Raw genomic sequence first — 16,731 nt, 5'->3', positions numbered from 1 at the left:
ATCAGGCTCACTCTTTTTTTAGGAGTGGGTTTGCTTTTAATAATGTGTGAGAAGTTTTTCCCGCGCCGCCTAGCACCATCAGATCGAAAACGAAGGTGGTTCGGTAATTTGGGGGTTGTGGTCGTTTCTGCAATTCTCGTGCGGTTGATTTTCCCATTCCTGCCTGTTGCGCTAGCCGTTATGGTTACCTTGAAGGGGTGGGGATTGATTCCTCTTTTAGGATTACCGCTGTGGACACAGGTTATTATAGGTTTTGTCCTTCTAGACTTGGCAATTTATCTACAGCACCGCGCCTTTCATCTTTGGCGTCCGTTGTGGCTTTTGCACCGTATGCACCATGCGGACACTTTTTACGATTTCACGACCGGTGTTCGGTTCCATCCTTTGGAATTCTGCTTGTCGCTGGTATTCAAGCTCGCGTTGGTTGTCTTATTCGGTATTCAGCCTCTTGCAGTTCTTTTATTTGAAGTGGTGCTTAACTGTGTCGCGATGTTTAATCATTCAAATATTAAACTTCCAAAAGATTTGGATGAAGTTTTACGATTGTTTGTTGTGACACCGGATATGCACCGAGTGCATCACTCCACGGATTCACAGGAAATGAATAGTAACTTTGGATTTAATCTCCCTTGGTGGGATCGAATCTTTTCGACTTATAAAGATCAGCCTGATCTTGGGCATCAGAAAATGAACATCGGGTTGAATATTTTCCGAGATACGAAGTTCCTTTCTTTATGGAGTATGTTGATTATGCCGTTTATTAAGCCAAATGCGGGGAAGTCTGAAAAGTAGCTTTACCGTGTAATTTATTTAGAAATAGAGATCGTTTTTGGAAATAAAAAAAAGCGTCCTCGGATTTAACTCCGAGGACGCTTTTTTTATGAATATCTCGAGTCTTAAAATAGGTTCTTTTAGTGTTAACATATTTTAGGACAGTACAATTAGCTTAAACTATTTTCCTGCACAGCGTTCTAAGAAGAGTTTGTGGCGCTCTGCGTAAGGTGGATATTTGAAGAAAGCAGATCCTGAAACAAGCACATCCGCGCCCGCTTCAACTAGCTCTCTACAATTATCAATGGTGACACCGCCATCCAGCTGAATAAGGGTGTCTGCTCCGGCTTCTGTGATCATAGCTTTAAGATCGCGTACTTTATCTGTACAGAAAGGAATGTATTTCTGCCCGCCGAATCCGGGGTTAACGCTCATGATCAGAACCATGTACAACTGCGGAATCAAGTATTTGATTGATTCTAGCGGTGTCGCAGGGTTTAGGGCAATGGCTGGTTTACAGCCTGCTTCGACAATGGCAGCACATACCCTTTCAAGGTGATTCGTAGATTCTGCGTGGACGCAGATAAGGTCTGCACCGGCTTCTGCGAATTCTGTGATATATCTTTCGGGCTGCTCGATCATAAGATGACAGTCGAAGAAAAGATTGCACTCTTTGCGCATGGATTTAATGACCGGAGGGCCGAAAGTAATGTTTGGTACAAATTTACCGTCCATTACATCAAGGTGCGCCCATTTCAGTCCAGCTTCTTCAAGAGCTTTCAGCTCATCAGCAAGTCTGCTGAAATCACATGAAAGCAGTGAAGGTGAAATGATGGTTTCTTTTTCAGCCATTATTTTTTCTCCGTGCTGTCGCTGTCCATTTTAAAATCTACTTTGATTTTAAACATGGTGCTTGCTGGCAGATTAAGGATTTTAATTCCGGTTTTATCGGTAATGGACTGCAATGTCTCGCACACGTTGTCCCAGTCTGGCCCGATGTAGGTAAACCATATATTGAATTCATTTTCGCGGAGATAGTTGTGAGTTACACCCTTGTGTCTGCCTACTTCTGCCGCAAATTCTTCGATTTTATCTTCTGGCACTTTTGCTGCGCATAGAGTTGATCTCCAGCCCAATTCGCGTGACCCGAAGTTAGCTCCGAGTCTGCGGATAACTCCGTCTTCTCTAAGCTTACAAACTCTACTTAAAGCCTCATCTTCATTGATTCCCACTTCTTTACCAATTACGGCATAGGGGCGAGGATCAATGGGGAAACCAGACTGGATTATTCCAAGTATATTTTTATCTACTGCGTCCATTTAGGACTCCTTTTTAGGCTTTTTCTTTGGAGTGTATGAACACAGCGGCTCTGGTCCGAGGTAATTATCTTCCATGGTTGCAGCTCTAGCGCGGCAGCCTCCACAAACTTTTTCAAATTCGCAGTACCCACATTTGCCGTCATAGACAGCAGGGTTTCTGAGATTAAGAAACTGTTGAGATTTACTCCAGATTTGCGGGAAAGGAATGTCGCGTACATTTCCGCAATCAAGTTCCAGATATCCGCAAGGCTGAACTTGTCCTGTGTGTGATATGAAACAGAATCCAACTCCGCCAAGACAACCACGGCTGACAGCATCTAGTCCGAAATTCTCAAAATTAACCGGAATTCCGTCTTCTTTTGCACGCTGGCGCAGGATGCGGTGGTAGTGTGGTGCACATGTCGCTTTAAGCTGCATGTCTGTTGTTTTCTGGAAATCGTAGAACCAGTTTAGCACTTCTTCGTATTCTTCCGCGCTGATAACCTGATTTCCAAGCTCGGAAGCTCTGCCTGTCGGAACGAGCAGGAATATGTGCCAAGCTGATGCTCCAAGGTCTTTGCAAAGCTTGAAAATATCTTTGAACATATGAAGGTTATTACGAGTTACTGTTGTATTTATTTGGAACTCGATGCCTGCATCTTTAAGGAACTGAATGCCGCGCATTGAAGCGTCAAAAGCACCTTTTTCGCCTCTAAACTCATCATGGTGTTCAGCGCTTAGAGCATCAATTGAAATCGAACAGCGCTCGATTCCTACTTCTTTAAGGCGAACGGAGTTTTCTGGGGTGAGCAGGGTTCCGTTAGGAGCCATTACGCAACGCAGGTCCTTAGACTTAGCATATGCTACCAATTCAAATACGTCATGTCTTAAGAGAGGTTCGCCGCCTGTGAAAATAATGATTGGATTTCCGGTTTCACGGAAAGTATCAATGAGAGCTTTTGCTTCCTCGGTGGAAAGTTCGCCCGGATACGGCTCTGGGTGGGCTTCCGCACGGCAATGCTTACAAGCAAGGTTACATGAACGGGTAACTTCCCATGCGATTAAGCGAAGAGGAGGGGAACCGTCAGCGTTTTTTTGAGGAATAGGGTTAACGCCGGGGTGTCCGCCTGGATGACCGCCAGTTTTGCCGGGGTGTCCGCCAGGGTGACCCTTAGGATGTCCACCGGGATGCCCAGCTGGATGTGAATTTTTAGTATCGCTCATATTATTTATTACTCATGTGTTTTAGTACGTCTTCGGTGAAGTAAGTCAGAATTAAATCTGCTCCGGCCCGTTTGAGGCCGATGAGAGATTCTAGCATGACTGCTTTTTCGTCAATCCAGCCGTTTATTCCGGCTGCTTTGATCATGGAATATTCGCCGCTGACTTGGTAGGCTGCAACAGGTAGGTCAAAAGAATCACGAACCATACGGATAACATCCTGATACGGTCCTGCCGGTTTAACCATAAGTATATCTGCGCCTTCAATTACATCCGCAGCAGCTTCGCGAAGTCCTTCGCGCGCGTTGGCTGGGTCCATCTGGTAAGTCTTGCGGTCACCGAACTGAGGAGCGCTTTCTGCTGCTTCTCGGAATGGTCCGTAGTATGCGGATGCATATTTAACAGCGTATGACATGATAGGAAGTTCTTCGAATCCTTCCTCGTCCAGCTTTTCGCGAATGGCGGCAACACGTCCGTCCATCATGTCTGACGGGGCAACGATATCGGCACCAGCTTTTGCGTGGGAGAGAGCAACTTGTGCGAGCAGTTCAATGGTTGGGTCGTTTAAAACTTTACCATCTTTAATAAGTCCGCAATGCCCGTGGGATGTGAATTCACATAGGCAGACATCAGTGCAAACGACAAGGTCAGGCCAGTTGGCCTTAATCATCTTTACAGCTTGCTGTACAATGCCTTCATCAGCATATGCCTGCGACCCAACTGGATCTTTTTCCGCAGGTATTCCGAAAAGAATAAGGCTTTTCAGTCCATTTTCAACTGCTAGGCCGACAGTTTTTTCGAGCTGTTTGAGGCTGAGTTGATATTGTCCGGGCATTGATGAAATTGGTTTCTTGAACTCGGGATCGTCTGATTCTGAGACGAAGTAGGGCATCATCAAGTCTGCGGGAGTTAGAACTGTTTCTCTAACAAGGTCGCGAATGACTGGTGTGCGTCTTAGTCTACGTCCTCTATGAAAATCGAATACCATGGCTTTCTCCGTAATTAACGGTGAAAAGTTATAAAAAAATCCCGACGAACCTCATAGAAGCCCGCCGGGATTATTATATCGTCGTCTGGGCGACTGCAATATGTCTGCTGTAAACAACAGGTTGGCAGCACCTAGTCTTTTTTGATTTCCTCATCGGTGAGGTAACATGCTGGATCCTGTGCCCACATGTCATCGTAGTAAGATTCAGCCCTTGCGCGGAAGTTACCTGCACAGATGTCAAGGTAACGACATTCTGCACATCTACCGCCAACGTGAGGCTTTTTATCTTTAAGCTTGTGAAGCATTTCAATTTTTGGATCGGTCCAGATTTCGGAGAAAGGACGTTCAAGAACGTTTCCGAAAGTATGGTTGCGCCAGAACTGATCCGCATGAACCTGTCCGTCCCAAGAGATACAGCCGATTCCGTGACCGGAGCTGTTGCCTTGGTTGAACTGGAGAAGTTCGAGAACTTCTTTCGCTCTTTCTGGATCTTCTTTGAGCATACGCAAATAAACGTATGGTCCGTCAGCGTGGTTATCAACAGTCAAAATCTCTTTAGGAGTGCCCGCGTCAGCAAGAGCTCTGGTCTCATCCATGATGAGATCAACAACCTGACGGGTTTCTTCGTGGCTGAGATCTTCTTTGATCAGTTCAGAACCACGGCCTGAATATACCAGATGGTAGAAACATGCCCTTGGAATGTCCATTTCTTTAAGAAGCTGGAAGATTGTTGGAACTTCTGTCCAGTTGCGTTTGTTCAGTGTGAAGCGAACGCCAACTTTAAGGCCTTGCTCCTGACAGTTTTTAATGCCTTCAAGAGCTTTTTTGAATGAGCCGGGAACTCCACGGAATTTGTCGTGAGTTTCTTCGCCGCCGTCAAGGGATATCCCGACGTAGGAAAGGCCGACTTCTTTAAGTTCTTTAGCTTTTTCTTTGGTGATGAGAGTTCCGTTTGTGGAAATAACAGCTCTCATACCTTTGCTGACTGCGTAATGAGCTAGCTCAATCAAATCCTTGCGGACTAAAGGCTCTCCGCCTGAAAAAAGCATAACTGGAGAGCCGAACTGTGCAAGATCATCAATGATGGCCTTACCCTGTTCTGTTGAAATTTCATCCGTACCGGAAGGGTCAACAGCCTGAGCATAACAGTGAACACACTTAAGGTTGCACCGTTTAGTCATATTCCAGACTACAACAGGTTTTTTATCTTTAGAAAACTGAAGAAGGTGAGAAGGAAGCTTTGCTGAATCGCGTCCGTAACGGAGAACGTCAGAAGGTTCAACACCGCCACAGTAAAGTTTTGAAATACCAATCATTTAAATAGTCCTCACTAGCCGGGAAATTTGTTTCCGTGCCAGGTTATTGGGTTAGAGCGAATATTTTCAGGGACGAAGGGTCTGCTAATTTTAGCAAAAGCTCCGTCGACTCGTGAAATTTTCGATTAATCGTACTGAATGAGGGTCTGGATTACCACAAATGCAGTCGGGGGAAAAGTCGAAATTAATAAGAATATTTAATATGTTTAATGCGTTGAAATGTATGTTTTATTTAAGAACGAAATGCTGGTTTGTAAAGAGAATGGCCAAAAAAAACATCCCTCTTAGGTTCTAAACCGAAGAGGGATGAGTTCTGTCTTGCTGGTTATTATCATTACGGGGTTATTGATACTTGCACTCGTCGATTCAAAAGTTTGTTATATTTTGTGTTGTTAGGAACAAGTGGTCGAGATTCGCCAAATCCGGTTGTCGCAATTCTGGTTGCTGATATCGGAAACTTATTAACGAGATATTTTTTCACACCATTTGCTCTGTCTTTGCTCAGCTTCAAATTATATTCTGCTGTTGCGTCAGAATCCGTATGACCCGCGATTATAATACTCTTGTTTTTTAACTTATCACTGGTTAGCGCTTTTCCTAATTCATTTAATAGTTTGTATGATTCAGGCTTGATTTTTGCCGAGTTTACATCAAATTGCACTGCTAGATTAATAGAGTTGGCTTGTGGCGGGGATACTGTTGTCGGTGATTGCTTCGACGCTTGCGACATATCCTGCATTCTTTGTTGATCGGATGGAGGTGTTCCCATCGCTCCATCATTGCCAGAAGGGGCGTTTCGTGATGTCGAATCAGAACCTTGTTGCGCAGGTGTATATGCTTGCATTTGCGGTCTGTCGGCCTCTTTCATGGCTGTAGAAAGTCCTGCGATTATACCTTTATTGGTGTTTTCGTACCTTGCCCATGATGTTAAAGGTACAGCCATGTCTGTTGCTATTTCCTGAATAATTTGGAAAAAGGCTGAATCTGGCATGCGGTGTTCGCGTTTAATAATGATAAAGTCATCATCCATTCTCTTCGCTATACGTCCCGACTGTTCAAATGAACAAACCATTTGTCCGTGCTTAGTTTCATAAATTTTAACTTGAATGGTTGCTGCTGAATCGTCAATCGTATGACCTAGATATAGGTACGGCACAAATCCGACAACGACTAAGTCATATCCTCTGGAGCGGGCGGTAAATAGTGCATCCTCAAGTCCATGATAAACAAGCCTTTCGTCAAAAACCATGGATGGGAAAACTTGGAGACTGGTCCAGTTTTGCCATACACTTTTACCGACCAACTTTCCCCAATCTTTTCCATCACTCATATTCTGTGTGACATGGTAGGGATAGAAAAGTGCTGAAAGTGGACCATAATGTGGTTTTTCCGGCCTGGAGTATACCATAAGCTGGGATAGCTGGACTTTCGCATCTTCATAGAAAATAGATTGCGTTGCCAATTGAGGTTCAAATTTGGTGCACGCTGATAACAGCAAAACCAGTATGATGAGATACTTTTTCATTTTGTATATCTTTGTGAAAGGTTTTGTTTAGAATGTCTGAAAATTGACTATATATCGCATTATTGTTTAAAGCAATATTCGTACCGTATTGTGTTCATGGTGGGGTGGAAGTATAAAAAAAACGGTCCTTAACTAAAAGGACCGCTTTTTTTATTGAAGTAGTTTGGTCGGGGAGGGGGCCATTTGCATCATCTCCAGAATTTGCTCTCTGGACTGTCTTAAACTTTTACGCAGTTCCAGTTTTCTTTCTGTAGATAGCTTTTTGAACTGAGGTTGCTTTGTAAGCTCAGTTAGTTGCTCCATTTCTATTTTAATTTGTTCCACCCGCTTAAGGAGGTCATTTTCTGGCTGGCAAACCAGAGAGCAAGCATCAGCAAGCTCAGATATTTCTTTGGCCATAATTCTGAAACTTTGTGGATTTATTTCTTTAGCTAACCGTAATCGGTACTTAGTCTGTGAAATAAGATCATTAATCCATCCAAACATATATCCGCCTACATCTATTTAAAGTGTCGGTTGGTCGAATCCTATTAACAGTCCAACGAGAGCAAATAGCAATATCATTGGCATTATGAGTGCTATGGCAACTCGCAGGAGAGAAGTGTTGTGAATGCACTTGTAAGCAATAATAGAAATGACGAAGGCTGCCATTGTTCCTATCATCTCTCCAACAACTGGGACCATGCAAAATATTAGCGGAGCGTATGAATACGTTGTCGCTCTAAATGTTGCCTGATAGCCACGCTCGCCTGCTCCTAAAGTTAAAAGCATTATGTGAGTAATTCCGGCTACGGGGAATATCGCAGCAGAGGCTGCAAATGGGTAAATCAGTAAAAGTAACATTGCAGTATTACTCTCAAGAGCAGCGGTTCCACCTGACATTGAGGGGTCTAATATTTCCCCTAATTGAGGTCCCACATCTGGGATAACTCCTGTTAATGTCCAGATATAGCTGAAAATTCCTTGGAGTACCATTATGAGGCATACGAAAAGAAGAGGCTTAAGGTAACCATTAAGCTGCATGTCGGTGAAAAAAGCATTGGGGGACATGATAACTTTTTTGATTGTCAGAAAAAATGAAGGAATAAATCCGTATTTCTCCATGACTTCAAATGGAATTTCGCTGCCGGAAGTTTCTTCGTATCCTGCTTCAGTGTCGTCATTTATTTCATTTTCTTCAGGAGACATGGATCCAAGGCTTTTCCATATGTCGGATTTTTCGTCTTTGTCCTGAGTTTGCTCATGCGCCTGTGAATAATTGCCACGTTCTATTTCAGGTGTAACCTGCAAATTTGTCAGGCTGGTATCAGCCGGAGCTTGTTGTGTAGGGAACCCATCACCGGTGGAGTTTTCCTGAGATTGAACAGGCTGTACCTGGCTCTCCTGCGGAGTCTCTATTTGCTGCTCTTCGTTCTCGTCGGGATCTAAATTTCTAAAGCGAAATTTAATCTGACATTTAGGGCAGGTGGCAAGCTGGGCCTTTGCTGGAATCTTGTCATCAGGAATTTCGCTTGCGAAATTACATTCTGGGCAAATCATTTTCATATTATTTCCTTAAAGCTAATTGTCTGAATAGTTTGGTCAGATCTAATAAATTTTATATTGTAAGGCAATGGCAATTGTGCCTGAACCTTTTTAAAAAATTATTTTTGGAAGAATTACAGGTGGCAATGGAATGTTTTTTTTTGTTTCCAGTAGTGAAGTTTCAACCCGTGGAAGCTCAGATCCCAATTTGTGGTTAAACCTGCCGGCAGTGGCTTTATTGAAAGATGCTAACTTCGCCTCTATCTCTGTTCGGTTTTTTAGCAGGTGAGTTATATGTTTAATGGGTGCTTCTGCAAGAAGCCCCGTTTGCCCTTCCAGCCCTGCTAACCGTTCATGAATTTTGTTTAAAAATTTTGTTTTGGCACTTTTTCGAAAGAATCTGAGTTGAAGGTCCGGCCAAAGTCCGTATCCCATACGGCAATGATCTGCATCTGGATAAAGCGTCATTCTTGGGAAATACCAGCCGTCACAGTCTTTATAGGATGCAATCTTTTTTAACTGCTCCCACTGCTTCTCTGGAAAGCGTTCGTCCGCGTCCAGATAAATGATCCAGTCTCCTTTGCAGGAGTCTAACATGATATTTCGTTGTGCTCCAAAATCGTTATTTAATCTGTGGCAGATGTTTACGATTTTTAGACCTGTATCGCAAGATATTAGGGGGATTTCTTTATCATCGGAGCAATCCCATACTAGTACTAGCTCTTCCAGCCACGCTGGAAATGAAGAAATGAATGAATCCAGGTCCGGTTCGTCGGGACTTAAAATAGCCCCGGCTGAAATTTTGATGCCGTTATCTTTACTCTCAGGTAATAGAACATTTTTACACCCTGAAAACAGTTTTTGTAGATTCTGGTGATTTTTTTTGCTGTCTCCCTGAATGCAGGGATTTAATACTAAGTGGCTTGTTGCAGATGTGAATCCATATTGCAGAAGAAGTAGAAAGTGCGCCCATATAGAGGTGTCGGCAATTAAGTGCGTATTGTCTGTGGTGTCCAGAAACTTTTTCCGTTTCTGAATATTTTGAATTTCTTCTGGGTAAAGGTCGCAGACTATTAAGCGTAATTCCTGCGGTTTTAAAATCGCAATCTTTTCTGCAAGGCTTCCATCTCCTGCTCCGAATATAATAAGTGCTAAGGCATTTGCTTTCTTGGCGAAGCTTAAGCACTTTTTTGCGAGAAGTTCTATGTCGCAATCTACTAAAAAATCTTCAGATTTTTTTTGACCCGCAAGTTTAAATGAAAGCGTCTGTTCAGAGTATATGTCGAAAGCATGCTTCATTTTAATAAATGTTTCTTTTAATGTTTAATAACTCTACGTATGTGGACTCAAGCTTCTTCGCTATTGTTTGTGCTCTGTATAATTTCTGTGCTTTAAGTCTTCCATTTTCACCCATTATGCGGGCTTCTTCTGGGTGGGTCATTATAAAACGAATGGCTTCGGCATATTCCTGAGCATCGTTTGCAACCAATCCTGTTTCTCCGTGATCAACTAGTTCGAGCTGTGCGTTATCTTTTAATCCTTCAGATGGGTGGGTTATAACGGGAAGTCCTGCTGCCATTGCCTCCGCGATAACAAGACCGAAAGATTCGCCTGTATCATTTGCATGGGCAAGAAAAGAAATTGAATTAAAGAATTCAGAGAGCTCTGCGTCAGTTAAAACGGGGGGAAGAAAATTTACGTACCCGTCGAAGCTATTCTCTTTAACGTACTTTTCAGCCTCAGGTATTCCGCCAATAATATTGTAGCTGAACGGTTCGATAATTTTATTTGTGACCATGGCACTTAAGTTTGGCAATATATCAAGGGCCAAATTAGACCATTTGCCTGAGTCTGCTCGTGAAATGCGTCCGAAAATATTCGGTGGAAATACCCGGCTAGCAGGGCATTTTTTTGCGAAAAAATCTGTATCCACCGGATTGTAGAGAACTGAATAAAGTGGCTTAGTTGCTGGAATAGAATTCACTTTTTCAAATCTATCAGCGCAAAAGTGTGAAACAAATAAATGGCGGCTAATTATTTTAGCATCAGGACTCGGGTCGTGATGACCGAATACATTGGTTTCGACAATGACAGGGATTCTTGCAAGTTTTAGAAGGCGTAAAGAACCAGGCTCAGCCCACCCTGCGCGATGGATGTGCACAATCTCTGGTTTGAATTTTTCCAAGAGTGGCAGCAGGTCCAGCCCTATGAAAGTTTCAATGCCGTTTTGTCTTAGGAGTTTTGCCCTGGGGCCGTTTTGTGGAGAAAACACTGCCGCGTGAAATTTGTCTTTATTAAGGTTGAATACAAATGATTGCATCACCTTTTCTGTGCCTCCAAGTCCAAGGGAGGACAATAGATGCAGTACGCGTGTTTTTTCTTCTGCCATGATTAGGAATAAATGACAGATTAGAGGTTGGAAGTAAAGAAATCGGCTCTTTAATAAAATGAAAGGCAATAAAAAATGCCCCTTATGGAAGGGGCATTTGTGTAAGCATTGTAAGTAGGAGCAAGTTTTTTTTAACGGGATGAGCCGTAAGCATTTGCGGCTTTCTTCAGGCGCATTGTGTTAGGAGTCGGCATGTTTTGAGCTGTTGGAAGCCCGTATCCCGGATCGTTTACAAAACTCATATTCGGGTTTGTTGATCCGCTTGAACTTGATGAGTGAGTCTGGAGTGGAACCGCATTCTGTGCTTCAACTGTAGGGATAATTTCCTTATAAGCTGATGCAATGCCGTCTATTATCTTTATCACTTCGTCAATCTTTTCATTATCCATCTTTAGATTTGCCTGCAACAATCTGGTATTACAGTAAATGTAAAGCTGGCTTAGGTTTTCAGCAAGGGTTCCACCTTTTTCTTTGTTGAGGCTTGCTGTCAACTCGGAAATAACTTCAATCGCCTTAGAAATTAGGATTCCCTTTGCGGCAAAGTCCTTCTCATCTATTTTGATTTTGGCCTGCTTCATGAACTTGATGGCGGCATCATAGAGCATGATAAGGAGTTCACCCTTGGAAGTTGTATGCACCTGAGTAGAGAGATATGCTTGAGCTGCTTTTTGCATTTATTGCTCCTCCTGACATCTTAATCGGCCTGATTCTAGAAAAACATTAGAGCTAAATTGAATTTTTATTTAGGTGGTCCATTAAATTTTTATATTTGCTGAGAGTTTAGCTCATTAACTTATTCCAACTGATCAATACTTGAGCTTAACTGTGCCTGAATACCTTGATACTTACCCAGAAGAGCATCAAGCCTTGCGTATTTGTTCGTCAGGTTTTGTTCGAATAGATCAATTCTATTTTCTTCTCTTTCGATTTTCTTATCAATGTTATCCATAATGTCATTGTAGTTTCTTTCCAAAATAGCGAGAGGTCCATCTTCGTTAGTAATTTCGCTAATAGCGCTGACTAATTCGGCAGACTTACCCATTTTGATGTGAACTAAAACAGCATCATCGGCATCACTGTTAGAGTTTCCGTAAACCCCATCATTATGATTTTCAACCCTGACGGCCATACCAGCTTCAGGATTACCGCCGGCACCTGTTATTTCCCACGTGGCTGGGTCGAACTCGGCCGTATTTCCGTTGATGGAGGCAGAAATAATCTGTCCGCCCGATACTTCGTATTGAACATTGTAAGTGCCTGCCTCGGTCACATCATTAATGTGTGAGAGGTATTGAACATTCGGGGAGTCGCTTACCCCTTTGTTGTTGGCAGCAAAAATTTCTGCGACCGCAAATGGATCGTCTGCAAGTGCCGCATTTAGAACGTCTGTATCAAGTTCTAAAAGACCCATGTTTGCGCCGCCTGAATCTGCGTTAGTCATGATTCCAAGCTGGGACAATGCGGAATACTTGTCGCCAGTAAAATCACCACCAGCTGACTCTTCGTACCACGAAAAGCCAATTCCTTGACTGGACATGATGTTCTTTAAACGCTGCCCGACAAGCAGTTCTACACCATAGTTACCTGTGAGGATAGACCCTTCTGATTCTGCAGAGCTGTCATCAATCTGCGTAAGGCTTTTAATCATGTTTCGGACAGCATTATTCTGGTCTACGAACTTTTGGACATTTTCCTGCATTCCTGCTGTGTCTGTAGTGATACCAATATTAACGGTCTCGCCAGCTCCAGTAGTTTGCTTCATGTTGATGGTTACGCCATCAATTACATCGCTTACAGAGTTGGTGTCGCGTTCAATCCAGTCTGCGGCCCCGGGGGGGAATCCGTCTACCTTCATTTTTGAGTTTTGGGCATTTTGAGTTTGAGCAAAATCTGCCGCGCTGAAGGTCATACCTGTAGTATTTGATATGATGACCTGATTGTCATCTCCAAGATCAAGTCCATAAATTTGAAGATGAGTGGATGTACCATCATCGATAGTTGTCGCCCTGATTTTACTTCTGGTGTCAGCATGGGCGTTTATCATATTGACAAACCCTTCCATGGTGGTTCCGGCTGCAATATTACTGAGCGTTACCGATTCCCCTTGATATGAAAAAGTAAATGATCCTGCAGTAGGGAAAATTGAGTCTTTAACGGAAGCTGCGCCGTTGCTTGTTACGTGGATATCATTTTGTGCCAATTGGTTAATCTCAACGGCGTGAGTTGTAACTAAAGCTTCACTTGTCGCTGTAGAGGTCAGGGTGTCTGAATCTGTTGTGGACACAGATCTGCTCATGAACTCGTCAATGGTGTCCATGGACTTAAGGGTAGTCTGTAAGGAAAGAAGGGCGGTATCAAGCTCTTGAAAACGGTCAACTTTAGTGTTCCATGAACTCTTCCATGTTTCAAGGCTATTGATGTGAGTACGCTCAAGCGAGACTACACCATCAATCATTGACTGAAAGTCCGTGCCACTACCAAGGCCGGCGAAGTTAATATTTCCTGAGGTGTAATCAGCCATTTTTTTGTCTCCGGGAATATTTTTCCCTAGGTTCTTACTTGCCTCATGTAATGCAAAGGTGGTGCCAGTTTTACTACTGGTTTGCGGGGGGCCTTAGTTGGTTTGAAGTGAAAAAGCCAGGCCGAACGTTTCGACCCGGCTTTTTTCTTTAATCAAACTTTTGCTCAGAAAGGTGAGCATACCAGCGGTAAATTTAACCGATGAGCTGCATTGCCATTCTAGGCATGTTATTCGCCTGCGACAACATCGCTACGGCAGACTGGGTTAGGATCTGGTTCTTAGTGAACTCGGTCATTTCAGTTGCGACATCAACATCAGAGATGCGGGATTCCGCAGCCTGAACATTTTCAGCCTGAATAGACAGGTTGGTAATGGTGTTTTCAAGTCTGTTCTGAGTAGCACCAAGGTTAGCGCGGATCTTATCCTTAGATATGATTGCGTTGTTCAGCTTATCCAGAGAAGCCTGGGCAAGAGCCTGTGTGGAGATAGAATTGCTTGCGCCCATTCCTACGCCAAGAGCTGATGCAGTCGCTGTGTTAATGGCAACATAGTAGTAGTCTTCTGCAGAGTCGTTACCGGTCCCGAAGTGAACCTTAACCGGACCAGTAGAGGTCAGGCCGGCACCACTGTGAGAAGAGTCTGCTCCTGATAAGTTACCATTAAGAAGATGAATTCCATTAAAGTCAGTTGCGTTAGCAATACGGGTGATTTCTGATGCCATTGCTTGATACTCAGAATCGATAATCAAGCGCTGGTCAGAGTTATAGGTACCGGTTGCGGCCTGTGTTGCAAGTTCCTTCATCCTGATGAGCTTTTCATCGATAACGCCGAGCGCACCGTCAGCTGTCTGGATCATGGAAATTGCATCGTTGGCGTTACGAATACCTTGATTGAGTGACTTGACATCAGAGCGCATAATTTCGCGTACTGCGAGACCTGCTGCATCGTCAGCTGCGGTTCCAACACGAAGACCTGAAGACAGGCGACGAGTTGATACTGCAAGATTGTTATACGAGTCCGACAAATTACGGGTCGCATTCATTGCCATTAAGTTGTGATTAATCACTAAAGACATGCTTTCCTCCTTGAAAGTAAGAATTGGCTTCCTTGCCAAAAACATTGCCTTGGAACTCAGGTTCACAAAGCTATCTGGTCCTTCCGTGCCTAATTAATCGTCTAGTCTTTAGAATTCTTTAGAGCTGGGGATGATATTTTATATTTTTAAACAAAAAAAGAGACCTTCACTAGATAATGAAGGTCTCTTTATAACGGCTTATGTTGATTAAGTTTATTCTAAACAGGGGATATGTCTTTCAGCATTTTTCTGGCAACTTCGAGTGGGATGCCCTGTTTCTTAGTTATAGCTTCAAGATTGTCCTCTGCGTCGGATCCTCTAAGGTAAAGTGGGAATGGCATTTCATTTCCAAATTCGGCCTTATTAGCGAGCTCAAGAATGTCCGGAATTGCAGGGCTGTTAAATCTTTGAGGAAGAGTAGAGAGGTGTGGATTGGCAGACAAAAACTCATCAAAAAATGATTTGTTTTTGGTTAGTCCGCTACCGAAAACAATAGCATTTTCCTGCTTGTAAGATCTGATTATATCGAGAGCCTCTTTAGCAGGAACAGGAAGTACTGGAGTTAATGGCTCAGGGAATATTTCTTCGCCGGAAAGTGGCTTAAATCCCTGAATATAAACCTGCATTTTACGTGAGTGAGTTACCACCCAGAGCGGCTGGTTTGTAAACTTTGCTGGTCCGGCAGCAAGTAGAGGAAGATATTCCAATCCTGCAACAAGTGCATTATTACCAGAGATAATTCCAGCCGCAGCCGAAAACGTCAGTCGCAGTCCTGTGAAACTTCCGGGGCCAGAGATGCACGCAATGTGCGAGATCTCTTTCGCGGAATAGTCAAACAAGTCCAGAGCTGATTTAATGGCCGGAATCATAAAAAATGCGGATTTTCCGGGTACCTGCAAAATCTGCGCGTCCAGCAATGAGAATGAATCTTCATCCTCTTCACGTTTCGCAAGAATAATTTGCAGCGCTTCTTCTGTCCCATTAAGGGCTAGAAGAAGCGCTGTTTTAGTATTTGAATGTGAATTCATTTATTTAAACGTTCGCACTAAGTCGTTAAAGATAGCAAAAGCCATCAGAGAGAAAAGCAAAAGCAGCCCCACACGTGTTGCTGCGTTTTGGAGCCTTTCGTTGAGTGGTCTGCGCAGAACAGTTTCCAGTCCGTAGAAAAGCAGGTGTCCGCCGTCAAGAACAGGTATGGGCAGTAAATTCAGCAGTCCGAGGTTAATGCTGATAAAAGCAGTAAACTGGAGAAGCTCGAGTATTCCTCTTTCTGCTTGCTGATTGATAGCCTGTACAATCATGATCGGGCCACCGATTGAATCCATGGGCACGACTCTTTCAACCATTTTGACAATGGATGTGCATATCAGTTTGGTTACAGTCCATGTCTGTAGGGCAGCGGCTTTTGCACCGGATACTCCATTCAGTTCCACTGTCTTTGTATTGCCAGCGGCAATGATGCCTACAACCGGAACGCGGATATCTTCACCGAAAAGGTTTTTCAGTTCTTGAACTTGTGGTTTTACTATAATACTTTTTTCTACGCCGTCTCGCAAGACTACGAAGTCTAGAGAATCTGTCGTACTATGCTGAATTGTCTCAGCTAAATCACTCCAGAAAACAATTTTCTTCCCGTTAATAGAAAGAACGCTGTCTCCGGCCTCAATTCCTGCTACAAGAGCCGGACCATCTGGTTGCAGTTGTCCGACCTCAGGGCTCATACCCATCTGTCCGTGGGTTAAAATTATTCCCCAGAAAATGACCCATGCGAGGATAAAGTTAAAAATCGGGCCAGCAGCAACAACAAGCATTCTGTGCCACGGTGGGCGGTTCATGAATAATTGCTTTGCGCTAAATCCAGAGTCGTGCTCCATGTCGCGCTCTTCACCTGCAAGGCTCACGTAGCCGCCAAGAGGGATAAGGGATAACCTATAGCTGGTGTTCCCTCGTGTAAATCCGGCAAGTCGAGTACCGAATCCCAGAGAAAAGGTTTTAACACCGATTCCGAGCAGGCGGGCAACAATAAAGTGGCCTAGTTCGTGGAAGAAAATTAAACCACCGAACACGCCGATAACTATGAGAGCATTATAAATCCATGTCATA

At 43.6% G+C, this 16,731-nt stretch carries 16 protein-coding genes; 1 reads left to right on the top strand and 15 read right to left on the bottom strand.

All coding sequences use genetic code 11. From position 1 onward, the window contains the following. Positions 1-24 precede the first annotated feature (24 nt). Positions 25-792, top strand: coding sequence for a sterol desaturase family protein (locus BR06_RS0101990; RefSeq protein WP_235727661.1), 768 nt, complete (start codon positions 25-27; stop codon positions 790-792). A 159-nt stretch (positions 793-951) separates the two neighbouring features. Here the strand turns inward: BR06_RS0101990 and rpe are convergent, their stop codons facing one another. The 15 genes from rpe to rseP all read right to left on the bottom strand — a co-directional run bounded on the left by rpe (position 952) and on the right by rseP (position 16,730). Further along, positions 952-1,623 (bottom strand): ribulose-phosphate 3-epimerase, encoded by a 672-nt coding sequence (gene rpe, locus BR06_RS0101985; RefSeq protein ID WP_031479607.1) that lies wholly within the window; start codon positions 1,621-1,623, stop codon positions 952-954. After that, the gene (gene ahbA, locus BR06_RS0101980; protein ID WP_031479605.1) at positions 1,623-2,090 is read right to left on the bottom strand and encodes a siroheme decarboxylase subunit alpha; all 468 of its coding nucleotides are present in this window, start codon (positions 2,088-2,090) and stop codon (positions 1,623-1,625) included. The genes rpe and ahbA overlap by 1 nt, the downstream gene beginning before the upstream one ends. Beyond that, positions 2,091-3,293 (bottom strand): heme b synthase, encoded by a 1,203-nt coding sequence (ahbD, locus tag BR06_RS0101975; protein WP_031479603.1) that lies wholly within the window; start codon positions 3,291-3,293, stop codon positions 2,091-2,093. Position 3,294: 1 nt separating this feature from the next. Next, on the bottom strand, positions 3,295-4,278 hold the full coding sequence (gene hemB, locus BR06_RS0101970) for a porphobilinogen synthase (RefSeq protein ID WP_031479601.1): 984 nt from the start codon (positions 4,276-4,278) through the stop codon (positions 3,295-3,297). Positions 4,279-4,409: 131 nt separating this feature from the next. Then, on the bottom strand, positions 4,410-5,594 hold the full coding sequence (gene ahbC, locus BR06_RS0101965) for a 12,18-didecarboxysiroheme deacetylase (RefSeq protein ID WP_031479599.1): 1,185 nt from the start codon (positions 5,592-5,594) through the stop codon (positions 4,410-4,412). A gap of 334 nt (positions 5,595-5,928) precedes the next feature. Further along, on the bottom strand, positions 5,929-7,119 hold the full coding sequence (locus BR06_RS0101960; protein ID WP_031479597.1) for an OmpA family protein: 1,191 nt from the start codon (positions 7,117-7,119) through the stop codon (positions 5,929-5,931). Between the two features lie 150 nt (positions 7,120-7,269). Next, positions 7,270-7,605 (bottom strand): hypothetical protein, encoded by a 336-nt coding sequence (locus BR06_RS0101955; RefSeq protein WP_031479595.1) that lies wholly within the window; start codon positions 7,603-7,605, stop codon positions 7,270-7,272. 18 nt (positions 7,606-7,623) lie between these two features. Continuing rightward, positions 7,624-8,664: a YIP1 family protein gene (locus tag BR06_RS0101950; RefSeq protein WP_031479593.1), complete on the bottom strand. Its 1,041-nt coding sequence runs from the start codon at positions 8,662-8,664 to the stop codon at positions 7,624-7,626. A 90-nt stretch (positions 8,665-8,754) separates the two neighbouring features. Continuing rightward, a complete protein-coding gene (locus tag BR06_RS0101945; RefSeq protein ID WP_031479591.1) occupies positions 8,755-9,942 on the bottom strand; it encodes a glycosyltransferase in 1,188 nt (395 codons plus the stop codon). 1 nt (position 9,943) lies between these two features. Continuing rightward, positions 9,944-10,963, bottom strand: a complete 1,020-nt coding sequence (locus BR06_RS0101940; RefSeq protein WP_328285873.1) for a glycosyltransferase family 4 protein — start codon at positions 10,961-10,963, stop codon at positions 9,944-9,946. Between the two features lie 200 nt (positions 10,964-11,163). Beyond that, complete coding sequence (gene fliS / locus BR06_RS0101935) at positions 11,164-11,706, bottom strand: flagellar export chaperone FliS (protein WP_031479587.1); 543 nt, start codon at positions 11,704-11,706, stop codon at positions 11,164-11,166. Positions 11,707-11,825: 119 nt separating this feature from the next. Continuing rightward, positions 11,826-13,553 carry a flagellar filament capping protein FliD gene (gene fliD / locus BR06_RS0101930; RefSeq protein WP_031479585.1) on the bottom strand — a complete coding sequence of 576 codons (1,728 nt, stop codon included), beginning with the start codon at positions 13,551-13,553 and terminating at the stop codon, positions 11,826-11,828. Positions 13,554-13,746: 193 nt separating this feature from the next. Continuing rightward, positions 13,747-14,628, bottom strand: coding sequence for a flagellin N-terminal helical domain-containing protein (locus tag BR06_RS0101925; protein ID WP_031479583.1), 882 nt, complete (start codon positions 14,626-14,628; stop codon positions 13,747-13,749). 218 nt (positions 14,629-14,846) lie between these two features. After that, positions 14,847-15,656, bottom strand: coding sequence for a tRNA (adenosine(37)-N6)-threonylcarbamoyltransferase complex dimerization subunit type 1 TsaB (tsaB, locus tag BR06_RS0101920; RefSeq protein WP_031479581.1), 810 nt, complete (start codon positions 15,654-15,656; stop codon positions 14,847-14,849). Beyond that, on the bottom strand, positions 15,657-16,730 hold the full coding sequence (gene rseP, locus BR06_RS0101915) for an RIP metalloprotease RseP (protein WP_031479579.1): 1,074 nt from the start codon (positions 16,728-16,730) through the stop codon (positions 15,657-15,659). Between the last annotated feature and the right edge of the window lies 1 nt (position 16,731).

Origin of the sequence: Maridesulfovibrio frigidus DSM 17176 (assembly GCF_000711735.1) — a bacterium.
Lineage (GTDB): Bacteria > Desulfobacterota > Desulfovibrionia > Desulfovibrionales > Desulfovibrionaceae > Maridesulfovibrio > Maridesulfovibrio frigidus.
Note: the sequence above shows the minus strand (reverse complement) of the source record. Positions and strands in the feature narration are given on the sequence as shown.